The 25,542-nt window shown below is 61.2% G+C and carries 22 protein-coding genes and 1 tRNA gene; 18 read left to right on the top strand and 5 right to left on the bottom strand.

Features of this window, described 5'->3' with window-relative positions; genetic code table 11:
* Positions 1–34 precede the first annotated feature (34 nt).
* The 11 genes from GM658_RS14565 to GM658_RS14515 all read left to right on the top strand — a co-directional run bounded on the left by GM658_RS14565 (position 35) and on the right by GM658_RS14515 (position 8,933).
* Positions 35–1,213 carry an acetyl-CoA C-acetyltransferase gene (locus GM658_RS14565; protein ID WP_155454782.1) on the top strand — a complete coding sequence of 393 codons (1,179 nt, stop codon included), beginning with the start codon at positions 35–37 and terminating at the stop codon, positions 1,211–1,213.
* A 30-nt stretch (positions 1,214–1,243) separates the two neighbouring features.
* The gene (gene phbB, locus GM658_RS14560) at positions 1,244–1,984 is read left to right on the top strand and encodes an acetoacetyl-CoA reductase (protein WP_155454781.1); all 741 of its coding nucleotides are present in this window, start codon (positions 1,244–1,246) and stop codon (positions 1,982–1,984) included.
* Between the two features lie 77 nt (positions 1,985–2,061).
* Complete coding sequence (locus GM658_RS14555; protein ID WP_155454780.1) at positions 2,062–2,409, top strand: hypothetical protein; 348 nt, start codon at positions 2,062–2,064, stop codon at positions 2,407–2,409.
* 39 nt (positions 2,410–2,448) lie between these two features.
* The gene (locus tag GM658_RS14550; RefSeq protein WP_155454779.1) at positions 2,449–2,844 is read left to right on the top strand and encodes a DUF1761 domain-containing protein; all 396 of its coding nucleotides are present in this window, start codon (positions 2,449–2,451) and stop codon (positions 2,842–2,844) included.
* An 18-nt stretch (positions 2,845–2,862) separates the two neighbouring features.
* Positions 2,863–3,390, top strand: a complete 528-nt coding sequence (locus GM658_RS14545; RefSeq protein WP_155454778.1) for a demethoxyubiquinone hydroxylase family protein — start codon at positions 2,863–2,865, stop codon at positions 3,388–3,390.
* 340 nt (positions 3,391–3,730) lie between these two features.
* Positions 3,731–4,309 (top strand): TetR/AcrR family transcriptional regulator, encoded by a 579-nt coding sequence (locus GM658_RS14540; protein WP_155454777.1) that lies wholly within the window; start codon positions 3,731–3,733, stop codon positions 4,307–4,309.
* The gene (locus tag GM658_RS14535) at positions 4,293–5,750 is read left to right on the top strand and encodes a nitrilase-related carbon-nitrogen hydrolase (RefSeq protein ID WP_155454776.1); all 1,458 of its coding nucleotides are present in this window, start codon (positions 4,293–4,295) and stop codon (positions 5,748–5,750) included. The genes GM658_RS14540 and GM658_RS14535 overlap by 17 nt, the downstream gene beginning before the upstream one ends.
* Positions 5,728–7,020, top strand: a complete 1,293-nt coding sequence (locus tag GM658_RS14530) for an amino acid deaminase (protein ID WP_155454775.1) — start codon at positions 5,728–5,730, stop codon at positions 7,018–7,020. Before GM658_RS14535 ends, GM658_RS14530 begins: the two co-directional genes overlap by 23 nt.
* A 37-nt stretch (positions 7,021–7,057) precedes the next feature.
* Positions 7,058–8,017: a prolyl aminopeptidase gene (gene pip / locus GM658_RS14525; RefSeq protein ID WP_155454774.1), complete on the top strand. Its 960-nt coding sequence runs from the start codon at positions 7,058–7,060 to the stop codon at positions 8,015–8,017.
* Between the two features lie 2 nt (positions 8,018–8,019).
* A complete protein-coding gene (locus tag GM658_RS14520; protein ID WP_155454936.1) occupies positions 8,020–8,472 on the top strand; it encodes a DUF2721 domain-containing protein in 453 nt (150 codons plus the stop codon).
* A gap of 8 nt (positions 8,473–8,480) precedes the next feature.
* Positions 8,481–8,933, top strand: coding sequence for a hypothetical protein (locus GM658_RS14515; protein WP_155454773.1), 453 nt, complete (start codon positions 8,481–8,483; stop codon positions 8,931–8,933).
* Positions 8,934–8,949: 16 nt separating this feature from the next.
* Here GM658_RS14515 and GM658_RS14510 read toward each other — a convergent pair whose 3' ends face one another.
* A complete protein-coding gene (locus tag GM658_RS14510; RefSeq protein ID WP_229416910.1) occupies positions 8,950–9,507 on the bottom strand; it encodes an SRPBCC family protein in 558 nt (185 codons plus the stop codon).
* A gap of 159 nt (positions 9,508–9,666) precedes the next feature.
* On the opposite strand from GM658_RS14510, the gene GM658_RS14505 reads away from it, so the two are divergent.
* The gene (locus GM658_RS14505; protein ID WP_155454771.1) at positions 9,667–11,706 is read left to right on the top strand and encodes an NADPH-dependent 2,4-dienoyl-CoA reductase; all 2,040 of its coding nucleotides are present in this window, start codon (positions 9,667–9,669) and stop codon (positions 11,704–11,706) included.
* 93 nt (positions 11,707–11,799) lie between these two features.
* Here GM658_RS14505 and GM658_RS14500 read toward each other — a convergent pair whose 3' ends face one another.
* A complete protein-coding gene (locus GM658_RS14500; RefSeq protein WP_155454770.1) occupies positions 11,800–12,921 on the bottom strand; it encodes a beta-ketoacyl-ACP synthase III in 1,122 nt (373 codons plus the stop codon).
* Positions 12,922–13,032: 111 nt separating this feature from the next.
* Positions 13,033–14,463: a S41 family peptidase gene (locus tag GM658_RS14495; protein WP_155454769.1), complete on the bottom strand. Its 1,431-nt coding sequence runs from the start codon at positions 14,461–14,463 to the stop codon at positions 13,033–13,035.
* Positions 14,464–14,752: 289 nt separating this feature from the next.
* Between GM658_RS14495 and GM658_RS29540 the strand changes: the two genes are divergently transcribed.
* From GM658_RS29540 to GM658_RS14470, 5 genes are all read left to right on the top strand, one after another.
* Positions 14,753–15,307, top strand: coding sequence for a hypothetical protein (locus GM658_RS29540; protein ID WP_155454768.1), 555 nt, complete (start codon positions 14,753–14,755; stop codon positions 15,305–15,307).
* A 68-nt stretch (positions 15,308–15,375) separates the two neighbouring features.
* Complete coding sequence (locus GM658_RS14485) at positions 15,376–17,553, top strand: TonB-dependent receptor plug domain-containing protein (protein ID WP_155454767.1); 2,178 nt, start codon at positions 15,376–15,378, stop codon at positions 17,551–17,553.
* Between the two features lie 52 nt (positions 17,554–17,605).
* Positions 17,606–19,612 (top strand): M13 family metallopeptidase, encoded by a 2,007-nt coding sequence (locus GM658_RS14480; RefSeq protein ID WP_155454935.1) that lies wholly within the window; start codon positions 17,606–17,608, stop codon positions 19,610–19,612.
* Between the two features lie 164 nt (positions 19,613–19,776).
* Positions 19,777–21,807 carry a M13 family metallopeptidase gene (locus tag GM658_RS14475; protein ID WP_155454766.1) on the top strand — a complete coding sequence of 677 codons (2,031 nt, stop codon included), beginning with the start codon at positions 19,777–19,779 and terminating at the stop codon, positions 21,805–21,807.
* Positions 21,808–21,914: 107 nt separating this feature from the next.
* Complete coding sequence (locus tag GM658_RS14470) at positions 21,915–23,924, top strand: M13 family metallopeptidase (protein WP_155454765.1); 2,010 nt, start codon at positions 21,915–21,917, stop codon at positions 23,922–23,924.
* 232 nt (positions 23,925–24,156) lie between these two features.
* On the opposite strand, the gene GM658_RS14465 is transcribed toward GM658_RS14470, so the two are convergent.
* Complete coding sequence (locus tag GM658_RS14465; RefSeq protein ID WP_155454764.1) at positions 24,157–24,699, bottom strand: c-type cytochrome; 543 nt, start codon at positions 24,697–24,699, stop codon at positions 24,157–24,159.
* A 151-nt stretch (positions 24,700–24,850) separates the two neighbouring features.
* On the opposite strand from GM658_RS14465, the gene GM658_RS14460 reads away from it, so the two are divergent.
* Positions 24,851–24,926: transfer RNA gene (locus GM658_RS14460), tRNA-Arg, on the top strand.
* 157 nt (positions 24,927–25,083) lie between these two features.
* Here the strand turns inward: GM658_RS14460 and GM658_RS14455 are convergent.
* Positions 25,084–25,428: a hypothetical protein gene (locus GM658_RS14455; RefSeq protein ID WP_155454763.1), complete on the bottom strand. Its 345-nt coding sequence runs from the start codon at positions 25,426–25,428 to the stop codon at positions 25,084–25,086.
* Positions 25,429–25,542 lie beyond the last annotated feature (114 nt).

Below are 25,542 nucleotides of genomic sequence, written 5' to 3'. Positions count from 1 at the left end.
TGAAAGATTTTCATACCACTTCCGGAGAAGCAGAATGGATGACGTAGTAATCGTTGCAGCAGGCCGTACCGCCGTTGGCAAGTTTGGCGGTTCCCTGGCCAAGACCCCGGCAGCAGAGCTGGGCGCCCACGTAATCAAGGGCCTGCTGGCCCAAACGGGCATCGACCCTAACCTGGTTAGCGAAGTCATCATGGGCCAGGTGCTCACCGCTGGCGTCGGCCAGAACCCTGCACGCCAGGCCGTGATCAAGTCGGGCCTGCCAAATGCCATCCCTGGCTACACCATCAACAAAGTATGCGGCAGCGGCCTCAAAGCCACTCACCTGGCGGCACAAGCGATCAAATGCGGCGACGCCGGCATCATCATCGCCGGCGGCCAGGAAAACATGAGCGCTTCGCCGCACGTGCTGAATGGCTCGCGCGACGGTTTCCGCATGGGCGACGTCAAGATGACCGACACCATGATCGTGGACGGCCTGTGGGACGTGTACAACCAGTACCACATGGGCATCACCGCCGAGAACGTCGCCAAGAAATACGATATCTCGCGCGCCCAGCAAGATGAATTCGCCCTGCAGTCGCAGCTGAAAGCTGAAGCGGCGCAGAAAGCCGGCAAATTCAAGGACGAGATCTTCCCACTGGAAATCGTGCAGAAGAAAGGCAGCATCGTCTTCGACCAGGACGAATACGTGAAGCCAGGTTCGACGCTGGAAGCACTGTCCAGCCTGCGCCCAGCCTTCGACAAGGCAGGTTCCGTCACCGCAGGTAACGCATCCGGCATCAACGATGGCGCAGCTGCCGTGATGATGATGTCCGCCAAGCAGGCCAAGGAACTGGGCCTGAAGCCGCTGGCGCGCATCAAGGCGTATGCATCGTCCGGCCTGGATCCAGCCTACATGGGCATGGGTCCGGTACCGGCCTCGCAGCTGTGCCTGAAGAAGGCAGGCTGGTCGCCGCAAGACCTGGACCTGCTGGAAATCAACGAAGCCTTCGCCGCGCAAGCCTGCGCCGTGAACAAGGAAATGGGCTGGGACACCAGCAAGATCAACGTCAACGGCGGTGCGATTGCCATCGGCCACCCGATCGGCGCTTCCGGCGCGCGCATCCTGGTGACCCTGCTGCACGAAATGGTTCGTCGTGACGCCAAGAAAGGCCTGGCCTCGCTGTGCATCGGCGGCGGCATGGGCGTAGCACTGGCAGTAGAGCGGGAATAAGAAATCGTTTAAATCAATAGGGGAACATAAATGGCACGAGTTGCATTAGTAACGGGCGGCATGGGTGGTCTGGGTGAAGCGATTTGCATCAAGATGGTCGCACTGGGCTACAAAGTGGTAACCACGTATTCCCCGAGCAATAAGACGCATGAGTCGTGGCTGGCCACGATGAAAGACCAGGGCTACAACTTCAAGGCCTATCCTTGCGACGTGTCGGACTACGAGTCGGCGCAGGAGTGCATCAAGGCCGTCGAACGCGATATCGGCCCGGTGGACGTGCTGGTGAATAATGCCGGTATCACCCGCGACATGACCTTCAAGAAGATGGACAAGGTCAATTGGGATGCTGTGATGAAGACCAATCTGGACTCCGTGTTCAACATGACCAAGCCGGTAGCGGATGGCATGGTGGACCGTGGCTGGGGCCGCATCATCAACATCTCCTCGGTGAACGGCCAGAAGGGCGCTTTCGGCCAGACCAACTACTCCGCGGCCAAGGCCGGCGTGCACGGCTTCACCAAGGCGCTGGCGCTGGAAGTGGCGCGCAAGGGCGTGACCGTCAACACCATCTCGCCAGGCTACATCGGCACCAAGATGGTGATGGAGATCCCGAAAGACGTACTGGATTCGAAGATCATCCCGCAGATCCCGATGGCCCGCCTGGGCAAGCCGGAAGAAGTGGCAGGCCTGGTGGCCTACCTGGCTTCCGACGAAGCGGCGTTCCTGACCGGTGCCAACATCGCCATTAACGGCGGCCAGCACATGTCCTGATCGCAGTAAAGAGCAACGCAACACCCAAACGCCGTCTGGCCCTCGTGCCGGCCGGCGTTTGTTCTATTGGAGGCGCCATGAAGAAATTGCTTCCCCTGCTGTTGCTGGCCGCGTGCAGCCGCGACATCCCACAAGACAAGCTGCTCGATATCCTCAACCAGCGTGCGCCGCTGGTGGCGCATATCGGCCCCGTCATCAAGGTTGAAGTGCTCAGCACGGCCAAAGCCACCGCCGCCAGCGACAACGAACGCCGCAGCTGCGAAGTACGCTTGATGCACGTCACCGGCAAGAAAGGCTCCACCTATGTGAGCTTCCTGCGCCGCGAAGTATCGGGCGCCACCGAATCCGCACTGACCTGGGCCGACGACCGCAGCGCCGCCAGCCGCAAGATGGGCGAAATGCTTTCCGAGCATTGCAAGCAGTGATATCGTTCCTCCTCAACAATAAAACCTGGGGAGACAACAATGCAGTTGTGGGAGATGAACTACTGGGCAGTTCTATTGGCGGCGGTTTCCAGCTTTATGCTGGGCGGTCTGTGGTACTCGCCGGTCCTGTTCGGAAAAATGTGGAACGATGAGAACGGCGGCGTCAAACAAGACAGCCATCCCGCCAAGGTCTTTGGCGTCGCTTTCCTGTTTTCGCTGCTGGCTGCAGTCGTCTTCGCGCGCTGGCTTGGACCGGCGCCAGAACTGGACTTCGCCATCAAGCACGGCGTCATGGCCGGTCTCGGCATGGTGGCCGCCTGCTTCGGGATCAATTACCAGTTCGCGCAGCGCAGCCTCAAGCTTTGGCTGATCGACGGCGGCTATCACACCGCGCAATTCGTCATTTTCGGCCTTATTCTCGGCTTGTGGCATTAGGCTCATGAGTAATTTTCAATGAATATCCCGCTCGACGAATTCGCCGCGCGGGTTCTGAAAGTCAATCACTCAGGCGAGAATGGGGCCGTGAACATTTATGCCGGTCAGATATTTCTCGCCCGCCTTACTGCGCCAGGCATCGTTGCGCAGCTCACTGAATTCAAGTCTCACGAAGAGCGGCACAGAGCGATATTCTGGGCCGAGCTTCAACGTCGCGAGCGCCCTCGCTGCCGTAGCTATTGGCTTTGCGGTATCGGCGGTTTCATGCTTGGGTTGGTGACAGCGATTTTTGGCCAAAGAGCCATCGCAGCAACAACCGTAGCAGTGGAGCGCGTGGTTCTTCATCATCTTGAGCAACAGCTCAAAGTATTGAGCGATAAAGACGAAGAGGCCGCAAAAGCTGTCGGGTCGATCGTGATGGAAGAGCGCCTGCACCATGATCAGTCGGTGTCTCTTGCTGCTGATGATGGATTTTGGTCGCGCGTCCTGTTGCCGGTTGTCTCAGCCTCTACCGAGGCGGTCATTTGGATCGGAATGCGAGGATGATGAGTGTTTGCAATAGCTCCGTTGACCTCGTCGGCGGCATGCCCCATTGAGCACTTTGGACCCGCCGCCAACTTTGGAGCAACTTTACCTTGACGGGTACATTGCGCAAATGGCCGTAGCCAATCCGATCGGCACGCGGTCAGGCTCTGGTCTGATCGCTGGTGAGGTCTACTCCCCTGATCCCAATTCCGATGCTGGTCGGGCCGTCGCCTTTGCTCGCACGTTGAAGGCATTGGCTCTGTCAACAGCACAACACTGAAGGCTTCCACCTCATCTTGAAGGCCGGTCGCCGACCTTTCATCTGATTGACTTCTTAATAAGTCATGTATACGCTGTATACATGACTGCCACCACCCAAGAAAAGATCGTCGCCGCCGCCCGCCAACTCTTCGAAACCGAAGGGGCGGGCGCAGTCTCAATGCGCCGCGTTGCTGACGCGGTGGGCATCACGCCGATGGCGATCTACCGCCACTTCACCAATCGTGAAGAACTGCTCAAGCACATTTCGGACATCGCTTTCGAGGAAGTCGCACAGGAATGGGCGGCGCGTGCCCAGCATCCCGACTTGATGCATGGGCTGCTGCATTCGATGGAGAACTACCTCGATTACGCCCTGCAGCATCCACACCTGTTTGACTACAGCTTCTCGGTGGCGCGTGACGATGCGCGGCGCTTTCCGGAGGATTTTCGCGCGCGAAAGTCGCCGACTTTGAATGTGGTGGCTGACATGCTGGAGGAAGGCGTCCGGCGCGGCCTGTTGCGTGAATGTGATCCGTGGGACCTGGCGATGGTGTTGTGGGGCCAGGCTCACGGCTTGATCGCCCTTTACCGCGCTGGGCGTTTCAGCTACGACGAGGCGCAGTTCCGCGCCTTCTACCTTCAATCTCTTGGAGTGCTGTTCGATGGGATCAAGCGTTAAGCTGGCTGTCGCCGGGGCCGCGTTGTCCGGCGCAGGGTGGTGGTTTGGCACCGGGCTCGCGCCGATCGCTTGGCTGGCGTGGCTTGCGCCGCTGCCGGTCCTACTAACCGCGCCTCGCTTGCGCTGGCGTTGGGTCTTACTGGCGGCGCTTGCTGCCGGCGCCTGCAGGGGATTGAATCTGTGGCACTACCTGCAGGATGTCATTCGCTTGCCGCTGCTCGTCGCATTGCAGATTGCAGCAATGTCGTCTATAACATTTGCGTTGGCGGTCATGGCGCATCGCGGCTTTCTGCTTCGCGCGCGCCCGGTGGCGGCAACGCTGGCGTATCCGGCGCTGGTGGTAGCATTCGAATATCTCGGTTCGCTTGTTTCCCCGCACGGCACTTTTGGCAGCCTGGCATACAGCCAGCTTGATCTCCTGCCAGTGATTCAGCTTGCCAGCGTGACCGGCAACTGGGGAGTCAGCTTCGTCGTCGCGCTTTTCCCGGCCACAGTTGCGTCCGTGCTGGCGCCATATGCCAACGCGGGCGCGTCTGCCACCGAGAGTGGAACTACGCCATTGCGCTGGCGAGCGTTGGCCGGAATGGGCAGCTTGGCCGTCGTCGTTGGAACGCTGGCATTTGGCGCGGCACGGCTCCAGCAAAAACCTCATGAGACGGTGCGTGTTGGACTCGTCTCGCTGCAGGGCCCTGTGCGTCCCGCAGTCGAATCCACGGAAGGCCAGACGGTGCTGAAGCGCTACCTCGCCGTCATCGACGCGCTGGCAGCCCAGGGCGCACGCATCGTGGTGCTGCCGGAGACCGCATTGACTCTCGACGGCGCCGCGTTGCCCGGATTGGCCGAACGCGCGGCACGCCACGACATGACGATCGCCGCTGGCATCGCATTGAAGCAACCTGCGGGAAAAGAGCGCAATGCGGCATTGGCCTTCCACCGCGGCGCTGCTACGCCGACTGCCTATGCAAAACGCCACCTGATTCCAGGGTTTGAAGACCAGTACAAACCTGGCAGCGATTACGTCATGCTGCCAGGTGCGGCCACAGGGCTCGCCGTATGCAAGGATATGGATTTCCACGACACCGGCCGTGCATACTCTCAGCGCGGCGCCAACCTGCTGTTGGTGCCGGCATGGGACTTCGGGCTGGATGGCCGCCTGCACAGCCGCATGGCCGTCCTGAGGGGCGTTGAAGGCGGGTTTGCCATTGCGCGTGCGGCCCGGCGTGGCAGCCTGACGCTGTCCGACGACCGTGGCCGCATCATTGCTGAAACCACGGATGAGAAAGGCGATGCGCAACTGGTGGGCGACCTTCCCCTGTACCAGTCGCACAGACTGTACGGGCAATGGGGTGACTGGTTCGCCTGGTGCGACCTGGTGCTGCTACTATGGCTGTTACCGCTCCTTTTCGCAAAACGACGCCATGCTTTCCCTGCCCGAACTTGACGAACAAATCCTGCAACCCGGCGTAAAAGGCCTGCCTATTGTTGAGCCGCTGCGCCAGCACATGATCGGTGCTCAGCACTGGAACGTGCTGGCGGCAGATACCAGCCTTCCGGTGGCCGTGCTGAAGGCGTCGGCCCTGCAGCACAATCTGGCCTGGATGCGCGCTTTCTGCGAGCGCCACAGCGTGTTGCTGGCGCCGCACGGCAAGACCACCATGAGCCCCCACCTGTTTGCGGCGCAGATCGAGAACGGCGCCTGGGGCATCACGCTGGCCACTATTCCGCAAGTGCAGGTTGCAGCGCGCTTTGGCGTGCGGCGCGTGATCCTGGCCAATGAGCTGGTGGCGCCAGCCGATACCCGCGCGGTTCTGCACTTGATGCGGGAAGACGCCAATTTCGAATTCTTTGCCCTGGTCGATTCGCTGCAAGGCGTTGAGCGCTTGTCCCGCGAAGTCCAGGCATTTGGCCTTGATCGTCCATTGCCGCTGCTGGTGGAGCTGGGCATGAAGGGCAAGCGTGCCGGTTGCCGCGATCCGGAGGAGGTGATGGCCGTGGCGCGTGCAGTAGCCGCTGCGCCAGGCTTGCAGCTGGCGGGCATCGAAGGCTATGAAGGCTTGGTCGTTACCGATAACCGTGCGGCTGATGTGGTAGTCGTGAACGGCTTCCTGCAACGCATGGGCGAAATGCTGAAAGCGGCTGCGGCGGAAGGCTTGTTTGGCGCCGAGCAGGTAATCATCTCCGCAGGCGGCTCGGCTTATTTCGACCGCGTTGCGCGCGAGTTCGCAGGACTGGCGGTGCAGGGCAAGAAGGTGCTGCCGATCCTGCGCAGCGGTTGCTACGTAACCAACGACCATGGCTACTACGGCGGCTTGACCAGTGAGCTGGCGCGCCGCGAGGGCAAGGCTGCCGGGGAGGGCTTGCGCCCGGCGCTGGAGATCTGGACCACGGTGCTGTCGCGGCCAGAGCCCAACCTGGCGATCCTCGCCATGGGCAAGCGCGATGCATCGCACGACCTCGGGCTACCGATGGCGATTGCGGCGCATCGGCCAGGTGAGGGGCCGCTGCAGCTGCCAAAGGGCGCCGTGATCGACAAGATGAACGACCAGCATGCCTACCTGCGCTGGCCGGATGGCGTCAAGGCGGACCTGCAGGTGGGCGACCTGGTGGGCTGTGGCATCTCCCACCCTTGCACGACCTTCGACAAATGGCCGGTGATGCTGCTTGTGGATGACACGTACAACGTCATACAAGCGATCAACACCTTCTTCTGAGCGGTTACAATCTTGGCTTCACGCACAGAGGAAAACCATGCCTGACGCCCTGCCACACCTGTTCCCGCCTATCCAGCCCCGCAATAGCGGCATGCTGGCGGTCGATGACATCCATACAATTTACTGGGAAGAGGTGGGCAACCCGAACGGGATTCCGGTGGTCTTCCTGCATGGGGGCCCGGGCGCCGGCATGTCGCCGCAGCACCGCCGCTTCTTCAACCCGGACCACTACCGGGTCATCCTGTTCGACCAGCGCGGCGCCGGCAAATCGACCCCGCTGGGCGAGGTGCGCAACAACACCACCCAGTTGCTGATCGCAGACATCGAACGCCTGCGCGAGCTGTTCGGCATTGACAAATGGCTGGTCTTCGGCGGCTCCTGGGGCTCCACGCTGGCGCTGGCATACGGCCAGGCGCACCCGGAGCACTGCCTGGGCTTTGTCCTGCGCGGCATCTTCCTCTGTACCCAGAAGGAAATCGACTGGTTCCTGCAAGGTTCCGAATGGTTCCACCCCGAGGTGTATGACGAATTCGTCGCCCATATCCCGAGCGAGGAACGCGGCAACCTGCTGCAAGCCTACGTCAAGCGCATCATGGACCCGAACCCGGAAGTGCACTGGCCCGCCGTGCGCGCCTGGAGCAAGTTCGAAGGCCGCCGCGTCTTCCTGCTGCCGCAGCCGGACGAACCGCCATCGGACACACTGGACCTGGGCGTAGGCCGCATGGAATCGCACTACATGGCCAACCTCGGCTTCTTCACCGACGGCCAGCTGCTGGCCAATACTTCGCGCATCGCCCATCTGCCGGCCGTGATCGTGCAGGGCCGCTATGACGTGATCTGCCCGCCGGTATCGGCGCAGCGCCTGCAGCAGGCCTGGGGCGCCAACGCCGTGATGAAGATGATCCCGGACGCCGGCCACGGTGCGATGGAGGTCGGCATCAGCCGCGCCCTGGTCAACGCCACCGAACAATTCCGCCAGCAAGGACGCTTCGCATGAACATGAATATCCAGCTTGGCGACATCGGCCACATCATCCAGCTGGCGATTGCGCCGGTGTTCATGCTGTCCACCGTCTGCACCAACCTGCTGGTGCTGCTGAACCGCCTGGCGCGCATCATCGACCGCTCGCGCGTGCTGGAAGAGCGCCTGGACGTCGCCTACAACGATACCTACATGAACGAGCTGGACGTCCTGTACCGCCGTTCGCACCTGATCAACGTTGCGATCGCGCTGGCCACGGCCTGCGGCCTCTTCGTCTGCCTGGTGGTAGCCTTGCTGTTCGTCGGCGACGCCGCCAACGTCACGCTGGATAAAGCCATCGCAGGCCTGTTCATTGCCGCCATGGTTTGCCTGATCGGCAATTTCGGCTACCTGCTGCGCGAAATCTTCATCGCCTCGACATTCATGCGTGCCCACCGCCATATGCGGCACATCGAAAGAACCCCGAACTAAGAATCATCATGCACGATTACAAACGCCCACCTACGCTGCACCGCTACGGCCCGCGCAGTGAACTCGAACAAGCCCTGAAGGAGGGCCAGTTCGTGCTGCGCCCTGCGGGCAGCTTCCTGACCCTGAGCTTCTCGCAGGCCTGGAGCCGCGACCTGTTCGAACACTTCGGCGCCGACAGTTGCCTGGTGATCCACAACACCGAGGAATTCGGTGAGCGCATCCACCGTGCCGTGCAGCGCACCTTGCCGAATTGGGCGGGCATCGACGGCGCCGTGGAATATGGCGGCCGTGCAGCCCTGGGCGCCGCCTTCACCAAGACGCGTGAGGATTCAATGGAAAAAGAATGGCAATTTGCCTGGCGCTCCATGCAGACCGCTTCCACCATGAATCCGGTGGTGATCCGTATCGGCAGCCTGGAAAACTTTGCGGAAGTTCGCGACCGCGACCACTACACGGCCTGAACCGCGCAGGGCCTGATCATGGGACGCTGGGCACTCCGCCCAGCCCGCGCGCAAGCTCGGACTGTTTCGGCAGGGCCGGCTGACGCTCGAGATGAGCCAGCACGGCGTTCATCATGCGCTGGATATCGCCGCGGATGATATTGGTGCCCAGCAGGCCGGGCACGTAGAAGTTCGGCATCAGGCGTCCGCTGTAGACCACGCGGGTGCCGCCGGTTTCCGGTATGGGAATCAGTTCCCAACGCGCTTCGTAATGTTTCATATCGCCCGAGACCAGGGCAATGTCGATCGACGACATCGGCTGCTCCGTGGCGCGCACCACCAGGTGGATGGAGCGCGACATGAACAGGAATCGGGCCGTACCAAATTGCTCAATAATGACTTCATTGCCATTGCGCGAGAGCACCCGGCACGAGGCCAGGTCGGGCACGAATTCCTCCATGGTGTCGTAGGAGGTGAGCGTACGCCACACTGTTGGCAACGATGCATGTACCGTGCCGCTGGCGTTCACTTCATACAGCTGCTGCGCGTCTGTCGTCACCCGGTTGACGGTCACTTCCAGCTTTGGAATTTCCAATCGGGCCGCTTGCCCCGCCCCGAATGCTGGCGCGGTAAAACCGAGGAACAATACTAATAACAGTCGCTTCATCCCCCCAGCGTAAGGTAACTGGTGGCAGAATACAAGCGCCGCGCGCTTCCATCGTTAGACAGCGCACTGAACTCCCGCCTGACCGCTATGACCACCAATTTCCCGCATCTCCTTTCGCCCCTCGACCTGGGTTTCACCACCCTACGCAACCGCGTCATCATGGGCTCCATGCATACCGGGCTGGAAGACCGCTTCTTCAACTATGACAAGCTGGCGGCCTTCTACCGCGAACGTGCGAAGGGTGGGGTGGGGATGATCGTCACCGGCGGCATCTCGCCGAACCGCCAGGGTTGGCTGCTGCCCTTCGGCGGCACCATGAACTTCATCGGCGACGTGTTCAACCACCGCAAGCTGACGCGCGCCGTGCACGAGGAGGGCGGCAAGATCCTGATGCAGATCCTGCACGCGGGACGCTATGGCTACCAGCCTTTCGCCGTATCGGCCTCGGACAAGAAATCGCCGATCTCGCCGTTCAAGCCGAAGGCGCTGACCGAAGGCGGCATCGAGTCGACCATCAAGGCCTATGTGCGTGCCGCCAGGCTAGCGCAGAAGGCCGACTACGACGGGGTGGAAGTCATGGGCAGCGAAGGTTACCTGCTGAACCAGTTCCTGTGCGCCCGCACCAACCTGCGCACCGACCGCTGGGGCGGCAGCATCGAAAACCGCATGCGACTGCCGGTGGAGATCGTGCGCCGCATGCGCGAAGCCGTGGGCCGCGACTTCATCATCATGTACCGCCACTCGCTGCTGGACCTGGTCGACGGCGGCAATACCTGGGAGGAGGTGGTGACCGTTGCCAAGGCCTTGCAGCAGGCCGGCGCCACCATCCTGAACACCGGTATCGGCTGGCACGAAGCCCGCGTGCCGACTATCGTCACTTCCGTGCCGCGCGCCGCCTTTGCCGAAGTAGCGGGGCGCCTGCGCAAGGAGGTGACCATTCCGGTAGTGGCCTCCAACCGCATCAATATGCCGGCGGAAGCGGAAGACATCCTGCGCCGCGGCGATGCCGATATGGTCTCAATGGCGCGCCCCTTCCTGGCCGACGCGGAATTCGTGAACAAGGCCGCCGCAAATCGCGAAGATGAAATCAATACATGCATTGGATGCAACCAGGCCTGCCTGGACCACACTTTCCAGAACAAGCGCGCCAGCTGCCTGGTGAATCCGCGCGCCTGCCATGAGACGGAGCTGGTGTATCGCAAGGCAACGGCGCGCCGCAAAGTGGCCGTGGTGGGCGCAGGTCCCGCCGGCTTGTCGGCAGCGACGGTCGCAGCGGAATGCGGCCACGACGTTACCCTGTTCGATGCGAGCGACCGCATTGGCGGCCAGTTCAACATCGCCAGGCAGATCCCGGGCAAGGAAGAATTCAACGAAACCCTGCGCTACTTTGGCCGCAAGATCGAGCTGACCGGCGTCAAGCTGCAACTGAACCACCGCGTGACGCGCGAGGAATTGCTGGCAGGCGGTTATGACGACGTGATTGTCGCCACCGGCATCCGTGTGCGCAAGCCGAGGATCGACGGCATCGACCACCCGAAAGTGCTGTCCTACCTCGATGTCCTGCGCGATAAGAAGCCTGTTGGCAAACGCGTGGCGATCATCGGTGCGGGCGGGATCGGCTTTGACGTGGGCGAGTACCTGCTGCACAACCCGGAGCACTCGCTGCCGCTGGCCAAGGAGCACTGGACCGCTGAATGGGGCGTCGACCTGCACGCCAAGACAGGCGGCGGCCTGGTTCCCGCCAAGACCCCCGAACCGGTGCGCCAGCTTTACCTGCTGCAGCGCAAAACCAGCAAACTGGGAGCAGGCCTGGGCAAGACCTCAGGCTGGGTGCACCGCGCGGTGCTGGCCCGCAATGGCGTCGTGATGATTCCCGGCGTGCAGTACAAGCGGATCGACGATCAAGGCTTGCACATCCAGGTCGGCGAAGAAGAGCGCCTGCTGGCAGTGGATAACGTGGTGATTTGCGCCGGCCAGGAAAGCCTGACCGAGTTGATGCCGCCGGAAGGCGAAAGCGCCGCAGCGGGCGCCCCGCGCTTCCACAAGATCGGCGGCGCCGCGCTGGCAGCCGAACTGGATGCCAAGCGCGCCATCAAGGAAGGCGCCGAACTGGCTGCCAGCCTTTAAGAACGAAAGCCGGGGCCAGAAAAAGGGGACGTAACACATTTTCGGCGCAGCCGAAAATGTGTTACGTCCCCTTTTTCTGGCCCGACTTTTAACTTAAGCTTTGCGGACGACGACGGAGCCGATCGAGTAGCCGGCGCCGAAGCTGCAGATCACGCCATACGCGCCGGACGGCAGGTCGTCCTGGTGCTTGTGGAAGGCGATGATGGAGCCGGCCGACGAGGTATTGGCGTAGGTGTCCAGGATCACCGGCGCTTCCATTGGCTCGGCGTCGCGGCCGAGGATGGTGCGCGAGATCAGCTGGTTCATGCTCAGGTTGGCCTGATGCAGCCAGAAGCGGCTCATCTGCTCAACCTTCAGGCCGGCGCGGTCGATCGAATCCTTGATCATCTGCGCCGCCATCGGGCACACGTCCTTGAACACCTTGCGGCCTTGCTGCTTGAACAGCTTGTCGGGCGCGCCGATGCCGCTTTCGTCGAAGCGGTTCATGAAGCCGAAGTTGTTGCGGATGTTGTTGGAGAAGCTGGTCTTCAGCTTGGTGTCCAGGATGTCCCATTGGTGCTTGGATACTGCGCCTTCCTTGCCTTCCACGATGATCGCGGTGCAGGCGTCGCCGAAGATGAAGTGGCTGTCGCGGTCGCGGTAGTCCAGGTGGCCGGAAGTGATTTCCGGGTTCAGGATCAGTACGGCGCGCGCCTGGCCGCTCTGCACTGCGCCGACGGCAGTCTGGATGCCGAAGGTGGCCGAGGAGCAGGCCACGTTCATGTCGAAGCCGAAGCCATCGATGCCCAGTGCCTGCTGTACTTCCACCGCCATGGCAGGATAGGCGCGCTGCATGTTCGAGCAGGCCACCAGCACCATGTCGATGTCGGCCGGGGTGCGGCCGGCGCGGTCCAGCGCCTGGCGTGCGGCGGCCACGCAGATCTCGGCCTGCAGCGAGAGCTCTTCGTTGCTGCGCTCTGGAATGCGCGGGGTCATGCGCTTCGGATCAAGGATGCCGGTTTTTTCCATCACATAGCGCGACTTGATGCCGGACGCCTTTTCGATGAAGGCTGCGCTGGATGGCTCGAGCGCGGTCACGGTGCCTGCTGCGATGGCGGCGGCATTTTCCGCATTGAACAGCTCGACGTAGGCGTTGAACGCGGTGACCAGCTCTTCGTTGCTGATCGAGTTCGGTGGGGTATAGAGGCCGGTTCCGCTGATGACGGCTTGTTTCATGATCAATCTTTCTTTCTTCGAATGGGTCAGGCGACCGGTAAGTTGGCCGATTTTACCGCATCTGCATGCAAAAACGGCGCCCCAGGGGGCGCCGTCTTGATTTTTGCCACGTTATTTCTTGGCTGGAGGGTCCAGTCTGACCAGTTTGGATTCGGCCTTGGCCATCTGTACCGGCATGCCCTGCAGGTGGTTCAGGGCCTGTTTCAGCTGGAAGTCGTCGCCGCTGCCGTATTCGAGGGGCTTGCGCTTCTTTTCCGCTGCCAGGATGCGCATCTGCTCTTCCAGTTCGTCGCGCTGGCCCTTGCTGGCTTCCTGTTCGCGGTCGTTGGTGAGGTGCTTGGCCAGGTCGGCTTCGCGCATGCGCAGGCTGTTCATGCCGTCACCATCCTCGTTCTCATCCACCGCCAGGTCGGGTGAAATGCCCTTGGCCTGGATCGAGCGGCCGTGCGGGGTGTAGTAGCGCGCCGTGGTCAGCTTCACCGCCGTATCGGCGGTCAGCTGGCGGATGGTCTGCACCGAGCCCTTGCCGAAAGTCTGTGAGCCGATAATGGTGGCGCGCTTGTAATCCTGCAGGGCGCCGGCCACGATTTCCGAGGCGGAGGCGGAACCGGTGTTGACCAGCACAGCCATCGGCACATGCTTGACCGCTTCCGGCAGCTTGGCCAGCGGATCGCCGTCGGCGCGCAGCGAGTAGTATTCGGCGCGGCCGTAGAAGATCTGTTTCGAGTCAGGCAACTGGCCGTTGGTCGAGACGATCGGTGTGTCTTTCGGCAGGAAGGCTGCCGCTACGCCGATGGCGCCTTGCAGCACGCCGCCCGGGTCGTTGCGCAGGTCCAGCACCAGGCCTTTCAGGTTCGGGTCCTGGCGGTAGAGTTCGGTGATCTTGGCGGCCAGGTCATCCACCGTCGGTTCCTGGAATTGCGAGATGCGCAGCCAGGCATAGCCCGGCGAGACCATCTTGGCCTTGACGCTCTTCTGGTGGATTTCTTCGCGGTTCAGGGTGAACTGCAGCGGTTGCGGCTCATCCTTGCGCATGATGGTCAGCTCGACCTTGGTGCCCGGCTCGCCGCGCATTTTCTTGACCGACTCGTCCAGGCTCAGGCCTTTCAGCGAGGTGGTGTCGAGGCGGGTGATCATGTCGCCCGGCTTGATGCCGGCGCGGTAGGCTGGCGAATCCTCGATCGGCGCCACGATCTTGATATAGCCCTCGTCGCTCTGGGCGATTTCAATGCCCAGCCCGACGAATTTGCCCTGCGAGCCTTCGCGCAGCTCGGCGTAGGCTTTCTTGTCCAGGTAGGCGGAGTGCGGGTCGAGCGAAGCGACCATGCCGGAGATGGCTTCGGTCAGCAGCTTCTTGTCATCGACTGACTCGACATAATCAGACTTGATCAGGCCATACACATCGGCCAGCTGCTTGAGCTCCTCGAGCGGCAAGCCCGGGTCGGCCTGCTTTTGCGCCATCGCGGAAAACTGAAGGGATACTGCGACCCCCGCGACTACGCCGAGCCCGATCAGGCCGGCGTTTTTGAGTTTCTTGCCCATGTGTCACCTGTTCCAAATACAGCGGTTAACTCGTCCGCCATTGGAATTCAGTATAAACCTGATTCCCAGCAATCGTAGCTGCCATATGGAATAAAAAGCGTTTGAAAGCCACGATTAATTCACAACTTTGTACTTGTTTGCCAATGTATTTACCTGAGTAAGTATTTGTAAGAAAGGCAGAATTGACAGCCTCCGCGGCCTACACTGGTCCTCGCTATTTCTCTCTACCCTAAAGTAGCTTCATGCCTGCGGCACCCACCGCGGGCATCTTTTTTTCCGGAGCAAGAATATGAAGATTATCCGCACCGCCCGTGCCGCCTGGCTCTTGCTGGCCATGGCCGTCGCCCCGGCTTTCGCCGTGCCCGTCATGGACATGCGCGCCGAAGACCTGGTGCCGATGGCCTCCGAATTCCGCAAGTCCTTGAACCTGAACAGCAACCAGCAAACCCTGTGGGCCAAGGTGGAAAGCCAGAGCAAGGCATTATTGCGTGAGCGCAAGGCCCGCCGCGACCGCCTGCAGGAAGCCACCCGCAGCAGCCTGGAAGCCCAGAATGTCGAGCTGCGCGACCTGCAGGCGGGCCTGGAAGCGGAGCAGGCGGCCACCGCGGCGGAAGACCGCCAGCTGCGCGAATGGTGGCTGGGCATCAATGACGCCCTGGACGACGGCCAGCGCCAGGCGGCTGCAAAATTCCTGCTCGACCAGCTGATCCGCATGGAAGACGGACCCGGCGCCAGCCATGCCGAACGGCCGGCCGGCGAAGGTGCACATCACAGCGGCCGCGGAGGTCGTGGCGGCGCTGGCGGCATGGGCGGTACGGGTGGACCAGGCGGCCGCGGCATGTAAGTATCGTTAAGTAACAAAGGCTGCGGCGATGCGCCGCCAGCCGGGGCGGCGTTTACAATGCCCCACCTATGAAGAAGTTGATCCCTTTCGCCATGGCAACATTGGGAGTTGCCGCCAGCGCCGCCGCCCAGCAAGAGCCGAGCAAGTCGGCCGATAAGGTTGTCCCGCAAGTCACCATCAGCGGCGGCCGCCAGGACGATATGGTCGAGCGCCGCAATTCCACGGCGGGCAAGCAGGTCTACGGCCGCGAGGAGCTGGACCGTAATGGCGACAGCAATATTGGCGATGTGCTCAAACGCCTGCCGGGCGTGACCATCGGCGGACGCGCTGGGCGTGGCGGCGAAGTGCGCATGCGCGGGCTGGGCAGCGGCTATACCCAGGTGCTGGTCAATGGCGAACGCCCACCGGCCGGCTTCTCGATGGAGTCGCTATCGCCCGACCAGGTCGAGCGTATCGAGGTCATGCGCGGCCCCGTGGCCGAGCACAGCACGCGCGCAATCGCGGGCACCATCAATATCGTGCTGCGCGATGGCTACCAGATGCACGGCATCCAGGTGAAGGCAGGCGACCGCATCGAACAGGGCCGCCACTCGCCCGAGCTGTCGGTGACGGCGCCGGGTAAGGTGGGCGCCCTGAGCTATACCTTGTCGGCCTCATTCAACTACAACCGCCAGCATGACAGTACGCTGACCCGCAACACGGAAACCGATGTAGCGGGCGACCTGCTCAAGGAACAATTCCTCGATAGCGAAAGCGCGGGCAACACCAAGGGCCTGCACTTGACGCCGCGTCTCTCGTACAAGTTCAGCAATGGCGACACGCTGAATTTCCAGACCTTCCTGATGCACCAGCAAATGCGCAGCAATGCGCACACCAACCTGGCGCAACCGGTGGGCAGCGTGCCGCCGGAATACAACTTCGCACAACAAAGCAATGAAGGCGACGTGACTTTCCTGCGCGGCTTCGGCAACTGGCTGCACCGCCTGCAGGGCGCCAGCAAGCTCGATGTGAAATTCGGCGTTGGATTGGGCAAGCGCAGCAACGACTCGCTGCGCTACCAGTACGACGCCCAGGGCGCGCTGCTGGACCGCTTCACCGATACCGACGACACGCGCGACAAGAGCGTCAACACTGGCGGCAAATACAGCTCGCCGTTGGGCGCCGGCCATCTGTTGGCGGCAGGCTGGGAACTGGAAGCGAGCCACCGCGAGGAAGTGCGCGTTTCGCTGAACAAGAATGGGGTCGCGCAGTTTGCCGATTCCGGCGACAACCTCACTGCCGATACGCGCCGCGCCGCCTTGTACGCGCAGGACGAATGGGAAATCACGCCGCAATGGTCGGCCTATGCCGGCGCCCGCTGGGAAGGCATCCGCACCACTTCCGACCGCAGCGAAGGCGCCGTCAGCAACACCAGCAAGGTATTCAGCCCGCTGCTGCACGCGGTATGGAAGATCCCCGGCCACGAAAAAGACCAGCTGCGCGTCAGCCTGACCAAGAGCTATAAATCGCCCAATGTGCAGGACCTCATCGCCGCGCCTTTCCTGTCGCGCCTTAACAGCGCCACCAGCCCTGACCGCACCGGCAACCCGAACCTGAAGCCGGAACTGGCGACAGGCCTCGACCTGGCGTATGAGCACTACCTGGGCCGCAACGGGATCATCAGCGTCAGCGGTTTCGTGCGCGATATCGACAACCTGATTCGCCGCGAACTCACGCAGCAGCAGACCGACCTCGGGCTGCGCTGGGTGTCCTCGCCCGCCAACGTTGGCCATGCGCGCACCAAAGGCATCGAACTGGAGGCGAAGTTCTCATTGGCCGAGTTGATGAACAACGCGCCGCAAATCGACTTCCGCAGCAACTACAGCCGCTTCTGGTCGCGGGTCGACGGCATCCCCGGCCCCGACAACCGGCTTGACCAGCAGCCGAAGCAGACGGCCAACCTGGGCATGGACTACCGCCTGAAAGACATTCCACTCACGCTGGGCGCTGGCTACAACTGGACGCCTGCCATCCGCACCCAGACCAGCGACAAGCAAGTGGTGGAGACCAGCCGCAAACGCGTGCTGGACATGTATGCGCTGTGGCGTTTCGACAGCCGCACGCAACTCCGTATCAGCGCCAACAATGTGCTGGCGGAAGACGCCGCCGGGAACAACCTGGTGTACGCTAATGGCCTTGCTGTACAAGCGGCCTCGCTGAACCCCACATATACCCAGTGGAGTGTTCGACTTGAAACTAAATTCTAGAGGGACAACGAGAGTGAAACGACACATCCTGAGCACCATCACCCTGAGCCTGATGGCGGCATTCGCCCACGCCGGCGGTCACGAAGGCCACGAGCACGCGTCGACCATGGCGTCCGGCGTCGACAAGCAATACATCGACAACAGCGTACGTGTGCAGGATGATTTCTTCCAGCACCTGAACGGCGAATGGCTGCGCACCACGGAAATCCCGGCCGACAAATCGAGCTGGGGTTCCTTTGCCAAGCTGCGCGACGACACCCTGTTCCAACTGCGCGACTTGATCCAGGGCTTGCAGGGCCAGAAAGGCCTGAAAGGCGACGACGCCAAGATCGCCACCCTGTACGCTTCCTACATGGACGAAGCCAAGCTGGAAAAGCTGGGCGCCAAGCCGCTGGCCGGCGAGCTGTCCGCCATCCGCGGCCTGAAAGACAAGAAGGGCATCCCTGGCCTGATCGCCCACTTCAACAAGACTGGCGTGCCGGCGCCGTTCGGCGTGTTCGTCAGCCAGGATGCGCGCGACTCGACCCAGTACGCTGCCCACATGGGCCAGTCCGGCCTGGGCCTGCCTGACCGCGATTACTACCTGAAGAAGGAAGACGAAAAGACCGCCGCCATCCTGGCCAAGTACGAGCAGCACGTGGCCAAGATCCTTGGCCTGGCCGGTAACACGGACGGCGCTGAAAAGGCCAAAGCCATCGTTGCGCTGGAAACCGAGCTGGCGAAAGTGCAGTGGTCGCGTGTCGACAACCGTGACCCGGTCAAACGCTACAACAAGATGGAAATCAGCAAGCTGGCCGACATCGCGCCAGGTTTCGACTGGAACGCTGCGCTGGGCGCCACTGGCATCGCCGCCAAGACCAAGACTGTGATCGTGTCCCAGCCAAGCTACATGACCGAGTTCGCCAAACTGGTTCAGAGCACCCCGCTGGAAACCTGGAAGGCTTACTTCGAATGGCAGCTGCTGCGCGATGCGTCGCCTTACCTGTCGAAAGACTTTGACGACGCCAACTTCGCCTTCTACGGCACGGTGCTGACCGGTGTGACCGAGCAGCAGCCACGCTGGAAGCGCGGCGTGGGCGTGGTGGAAGGCGCCATCGGCGAAGGCATGGGCAAGCTGTACGTGGCCAAGTACTTCCCGGCCGAGCGCAAGGCGCGCATGGAAGAACTGGTGAAGAACCTGCTGGTGGCCTATAAACAGAGCATCGACAGCATCGATTGGATGGGCCCGGAGACCAAGAAACAGGCGCAGGAAAAGCTGGCCAAGTTCACTCCGAAAATCGGCTACCCGAACAAATGGCGCGATTACAGCAAGCTGTCGTTCAAGGAGGGTGACCTGATCGGCAACCTGGGCCGCGCTACCGAGTTCGCCTACAACCGCAACCTGGACAAGCTGGGCAAACCGATCGACAAGGATGAATGGGGCATGACCCCGCAGACGATCAATGCCTACTATCGTCCAACCGCCAATGAGATCGTGTTCCCGGCCGCCATCCTGCAGCCGCCGTTCTTCGACATGAACGCGGATGATGCCGTCAACTACGGCGCGATCGGCGCCGTGATCGGCCATGAGATCTCGCACGGTTTCGACGACTCCGGCTCGCAGTACGACGGCGACGGCAACCTGCGCGACTGGTGGACCAAGGAAGACCGCGAAAAGTTCAAGGTCAAGGCGGACGCCATGGTCAAGCAATACAGTTCCTACGAGCCGGTGCCTGGCTATAACATCAACGGCAAGCTGACGCTGGGCGAAAACATCGCCGACAACTCGGGCTTGGCGATTGCGTACAAGGCGTACAAGATTTCCCTGGGCGGCAAGGCTTCCCCGGTAATCGATGGCTTGACCGGCGAGCAGCGCGTGTTCATGGGCTTCGGCCAGGTGTGGCGCACCAAGATGCGCGACCAGCAGGCGATTGTGCAGATCAAGACCGACCCGCACTCGGCCGGCCGCTTCCGCGCCAACGGCACGGTGGTTAACCAGCCAGCCTTCTACGAAGCGTTTGACGTGAAAGAAGGCGACAAGATGTACGTCAAACCGGAAGACCGCATCATCATTTGGTAAATCCGGTAATTCAGGGTCTGACGGGACGGCCATCCGGCTTGGCTCAGACCCAGGTTTACCGGGTTTTGGAAAAAAGCCACGCCCGAGTGTGGCTTTTCTTTTAACCTCTCCCCGCAACGTGCTAGAGTCGCGCGGTACCGTCACACCTACCTAGGAGGGTAACCTTGAAACGCAAGATCCTGAGCGCCGTTATCGTCGGCCTCTTCGCCACCAGCGCTGCCATCGCAGCCGGCAACAAAGCACCCCAGAAATCCGGCATCGAAACCGCCACCATGGACAACGCCGTCCGTGCCCAGGACGATTTCTACATGCACCAGAACGGCACCTGGATGAAGAATACCGAAATCCCGGCCGACCGCTCGAGCTGGGGCACCTTCGTCCAGCTGTCCGAAACCGTCCAGCCGCAGCTGCGCGCCCTGATCGAAGAAGCTGCCGCCAAGGGCGGTAACGCCGACGCCAAGCGCGTCGGCGACATGTTCGCTTCCATGATGGACGAAGCCCGCGCCGAGCAGCTGGGCATCACCCCGCTGAATGCCGAGCGCGCCCGCATCGCCGCCATCACCGACAAGAAACAGCTGGCCGCCCAGTTCGCGCACTTCTCGCGCATCGGCGTGAGCAGCCCGTTCGACGTCGGCGTCCACCAGGACAACAAGGATTCGACCCGCTACGTGGCCGACCTGGGCCAGTCCGGCCTGTCGATGCCTGACCGCGACTACTACCTGAAAAAAGACGACGCCAAACTGGCCGACACCCTCGCCAAGTTCGAAACCCACGTCGCCAAGCTGATGGCGCTGGCCGGCGACACCAATTCCGCCGCCACCGCAAAAGCCGTGGTGAACGTCGAAACCCGCCTGGCGCAAATCCAGTGGACCAAGGTCGAGCTGCGCGACCCGGTCAAGGCCTACAATAAATACGACCTGGCCAGGCTGAAAGAGCTGATGCCAAGCTTCGACGTCGACAGCTGGCTGGAAGGCGTGCTCCTGACCGGCAAGGTGAAGGACGTGAACGTCGGCCAGCCGACCTACTTCCAGGCGCTCGACAAAGTGCTGGCGGATGTCCCGCTGGAAGACTGGAAGGCGTACATGAACTACCGCCTGCTGGCCACCTTCGCACCGGAACTGTCCAAAGCCTACGTGGACGAGAACTTCTCCTTCTACGGCACCACCCTGAGCGGCGCCACCGAACAGCGCCCTCGCTGGAAGCGCGCCGTGTCGCTGACCGAAGGCACCATGGGCGAAGCAGTCGGCAAACTGTACGTGGCCAAGTACTTCTCGCCGGAAGCCAAGGCACGCATGGAGCAGCTGGTGAAGAACCTGCTGCAAGCCTTCAACCAGAGCATCGACCACCTGGAGTGGATGAGCCCTGCGACCCGCAAGGAAGCCCACGCCAAGCTGGCCAAGTTCACCACCAAGATCGGCTACCCGAACAAGTGGCGCGACTACAGCGCGCTGGAAGTGAAGCGCGACGACCTGGTGGGCAACGTGATGCGTGCCAGCGATTTCGAACATCACCGCAATATCAACAAACTGGGCAAGCCGATCGACCGCGACGAATGGCTGATGCCGCCGCAGGCGATCAACGCCTACTACAATCCGGAAATGAACGAGATCGTGTTCCCGGCCGCCATCCTGCAGCCACCGTTCTTCGACATGAAGGCTGACGACGCGGTCAACTACGGCGGCATCGGCGCCGTGATCGGCCACGAAATCTCGCACGGCTTCGACGACCAGGGTTCGCAGTACGACGGCGACGGCAACCTGCGCAACTGGTGGACCGAGGAAGACGGCAAGCGCTTCAAGGAGCGCACCTCGATCCTGGTGAAGCAGTACGGCGAATTCGAAGCCCTGCCAGGCTACAAGGTCAACGGTGAGCTGACCCTGGGCGAGAACATCGGCGACAACTCCGGCCTGGCCGTGGCGTACAAGGCCTACAAACTGTCGTTGAAGGGCAAGAAGGCGCCAGTGATCGACGGCTTCACCGGCGACCAGCGCTTCTACATGGGCTGGGCCCAGGTATGGCGTACCAAGTTCCGCGACGCCGCCCTGATCGCACGCGTGAAGACCGACCCGCACTCGCCGGGCCCATTCCGCGCCAACGGCACGCTGCGTAACCAGCCCGGTTTCTACGAAGCCTTCAACGTGAAAGAAGGCGACAAGCTGTACCTGTCGCCGAAAGAGCGCGCGATTATCTGGTAAACCGGTGTCCGACCCGCAGGGTCAGACACCTCCCGCCCGCGACCGCCGCGTATCGGTGCCTGACCCTGCGGGTCAGGCACCGGTTTACCGGTTCTAAAGGATCCCCCATGAAAAAACACCTCATCGCCGCCGCCGCCGCGCTGCTGGCCACCATGGCCACCGCCGCCGAAAAGTCCGGCATTGAACTCCAATATGTCGACCCCGCAGTCCGCGCCCAGGACGACTTCTTCAAGCACCTGAACGGCAAGTGGCTGGCCACCGCCGAAATCCCTGCCGAAATGTCCAGCTGGGGCGTCTTCGAAAAATTGTTCGAAGACATCCAGCCGCAGCTGCGCACGATCATTGAAGATTCCGCTAAGAGCGCAGATAGCGCCGACAAGAAGCGCATCGGCGACTTCTACGCCTCGTTCATGGACGAAGCCCGCCTGGAGCAACTGGGCACCGCCCCAATCCAGCCGGAACTGGCCCGCATCGCCGCCCTGAGCGACAAAAAGCAGCTGCCAGCCCTGTTCGCATACCAGAACCGCCACAACTTCGCGGCGCCGATGGACATGGGCATCCACCAGGACAACAAGGACTCCACCAAGTACGTGATCGACTTCGTGCAGTCCGGCCTGGGCATGCCCGACCGTGACTATTACCTGAAAAAAGACGACGCCAAGATGGCCGAAACGCTGGCCAAATACCAGGCCACCGTTGAAAAAATGCTGGCGCTGGCCGGAGACGGCAACGCCGCCGCCAACGCCAAAGCCGTTGTCGCTTTCGAAACCAAAATCGCGCAGCTGCACTGGACCAAGGTCGAACTGCGCGACCCCGTCAAGGCCTACAACAAGGTGCCGGTCGCCAAGCTCGGCGACCTGATGCCGGGATTTGACTGGAACGCCTACCTGGCTGGCCTGGGCGTCGCCGGCAAGGTCGATTACGTGATCGTCAGCCAGCCAAGCTACCTGAAAGCCCTGGACAAGCTGCTGGCGGAAACGCCGCTGGAAACCCTCAAGCCATACTTCACCTGGAGCGTGGTGCGCGCCAACGCCCCGTTCCTGGGCAAGGACTTCGTGGCCGCCAACTTCGAGTTCTACGGCAAGCAACTGGGTGGCGCGACTGAAATGCGTCCACGCTGGAAGCGCGGCGTTTCCGCCACCGAGAACGCGCTGGGCGAAAGCATCGGCAAGGTCTATGTGGAGCAGTACTTCCCGGCCGCGAATAAAGCACGCATGGAAGACCTGGTGAAAAACCTGTTGGCCGCCTATAAGGACAGCATCGACAAGCTGCCCTGGATGAGCGCCCAGACCAAGAAGGAAGCGCAAGCCAAGCTGGCCAAGTTCACGCCGAAAATCGGCTACCCGAACAAATGGCGCGATTACAGCAAGCTGTCCATCGACCGCAATGACCTGGTGGGCAACGTAGCGCGCGCCACCGAGTTCGCAGTGCAGAAGGAACTGGACAAGCTGGGCAAGCCGATCGACCGTGACGAATGGGGCATGACGCCGCAAACCGTCAACGCGTACTACAACCCAGAGCTGAACGAGATCGTGTTCCCTGCCGCCATCCTGCAGCCGCCGTTCTTCGACGCGAATGCGGATGACGCGGTCAACTACGGCGCCATCGGCGCGGTGATCGGCCACGAGATTTCTCACGGCTTCGACGACCAGGGCGCGCAATATGACGGCGACGGCAACCTGCGTGACTGGTGGAGCAAGCGTGACCACGCCAACTTCAAGGCCAAGACGCAGATGCTGGTCAAGCAATATGGCGCCTTCAGCCCGGTCAAGGGCTACAAGGTCAATGGTGAGCTGACGCTGGGCGAGAACATTGCCGACAACTCCGGCTTGGCGATAGCGTACAAAGCCTACAAGCTGTCGCTGGGCGGCAAGCCAGCGCCGGTAATTGACGGCTTTACCGGCGAGCAGCGCTTCTACCAGGGCTGGGCGCAGGCATGGCGCGCCAAGTCGCGTGACGCGGCGCTGATTCGCCAGGTGACGACCGACCCGCATTCGCCGGAAGAGTTCCGCGCCAATGGTTCGCTGCGCAACCAGCCGGGTTTCTATGATGCGTTTGGCGTGAAGAAGGGCGACAAGATGTACCTGGCGCCGAAGGACCGCGTGATCATCTGGTAAGAAACCCGGTAAGGCGGGGTCCGACCCAAGGGTCAGACCCCCAACGGTTTTACAGCCGCAGGTTTGGGGTATGCGCCTTTGCCCTTCTCAAAACGTCAAAAGCCTTGGAACCAACACCAATAGCCCCGCTACAGACGGGGTCTGACCTTTGGGTCAGACCCAGGTTTACCGGGTTCAAAAAGGCAAAAAAAACCGCTCATCCGAGCGGTTTTTTTATCAGCAACCCAAGCAATCAGCCCTTGGCCGGCTCCGCAGCAGGCGCCTCAGCAGCCGGTGCAGCCTGCTTCACTTCAGGCTCCTTGAACTTGGCGCCAGCCTTGTTCGCCATGTACACCACAGCGCGTGCCACTTCCACATCATCCAGGTCAGGATTGCCGCCCTTGGCAGGCATAGCGCGCAGGCCTTCCAGCGCATGTTTCACAACCGTGTCCTGGCCTTGAGCGATACGAGCACCCCAGGCGCCGGCATCACCGAACTTAGGAGCACCAGCCGCGCCGGTACCGTGGCAAGCCGCGCAAGTAGCAGTGTAGACAGCTTCGCCGGTCTGCAGCACTTTAGGAGCGTTCACATCTTTCAGGGTAAAACCATTATCCGCAACAGGCTTCAGGCGGGCAGCCACGGCTTCCGCGCTTTGGCTTTCGGAACCAGCGCCAGTCAGTTTTTCCTGGGTCACAAACTGCACCAGCAAAACGATGCCGATGATAGTGACAGCGAAGAAACCTACAACGGCAGCGACCAGCTGCTTAGGCGTTCTGATAGCGGATTCGTGGCTCATGATTTCCTTAGGACAGTTTTTCGAAGCTGTTGAAGGGTTATGTTTTTGGCATTTTTAACGCCGAACCCTCGTCAAACCTGCGATTATAGACGGAAAGCCCTAGCTATGGAATGGATTTCCGGCTATCCTTCGTGTCTCTTCAGTATCACCTGCGGCTGTAGCTCAGTGGATAGAGTATCGGCCTCCGAAGCCGAGGGTCGTGGGTTCGATCCCCGCCAGCCGCGCCACGTTTTTCTATATAAATCAATTAGTTGAGTGATGCGATATTTAGCAGTATTTCGCATTGTTCCGCACTTTTTGGCACACTGACTGTGCCAAAAATGTGCCATCTTCCTCTGCGAGATGCGGCGAAGTTGGCACATTCGGTCACACCGCGCATCCTAGTCAATCAGCATCAAGTTCCTCGTCAGCTAGTTCCTTCTCGATGAAGTCATCGGAAAGCACTTCGATAGCACAGCAATAATGTGCGCGGTGAATGTTCTTTTTGTTCAGAAATGCACTGGCCTTCAGTACAGAGATCACCTGGTAAGATGAGTCGGTGTCGTCAATCTTGACAATTCCGGTCCTTCGAAACCCATTCTTGGTTACCCATTTATTGGGCAATTTTCCTTCTGCAATCACGCAGAGAATTCCTCGTATGTTCGTGTTTTCGACGATTGCAGCCAATCGTCGTAGGTCTTCATGAATCTTTCCTATGGGCGCCGTTGCTCTCTTGATGTTGATTTGCACCGAAAATTGACCCACTTTGCCGCATAATTTGCATCAGAATCTGACCCACGTTTAAGACACAATCCTGCTCATGACATTGAGTGGGGAATTGGAGTGATCGACGTGGCATTACTA

The sequence above is a fragment of the Massilia eburnea genome (assembly GCF_009720745.1).
Lineage (GTDB): Bacteria > Pseudomonadota > Gammaproteobacteria > Burkholderiales > Burkholderiaceae_D > Rugamonas > Rugamonas eburnea.
This window is presented reverse-complemented; position numbering and strand designations above follow the sequence as displayed.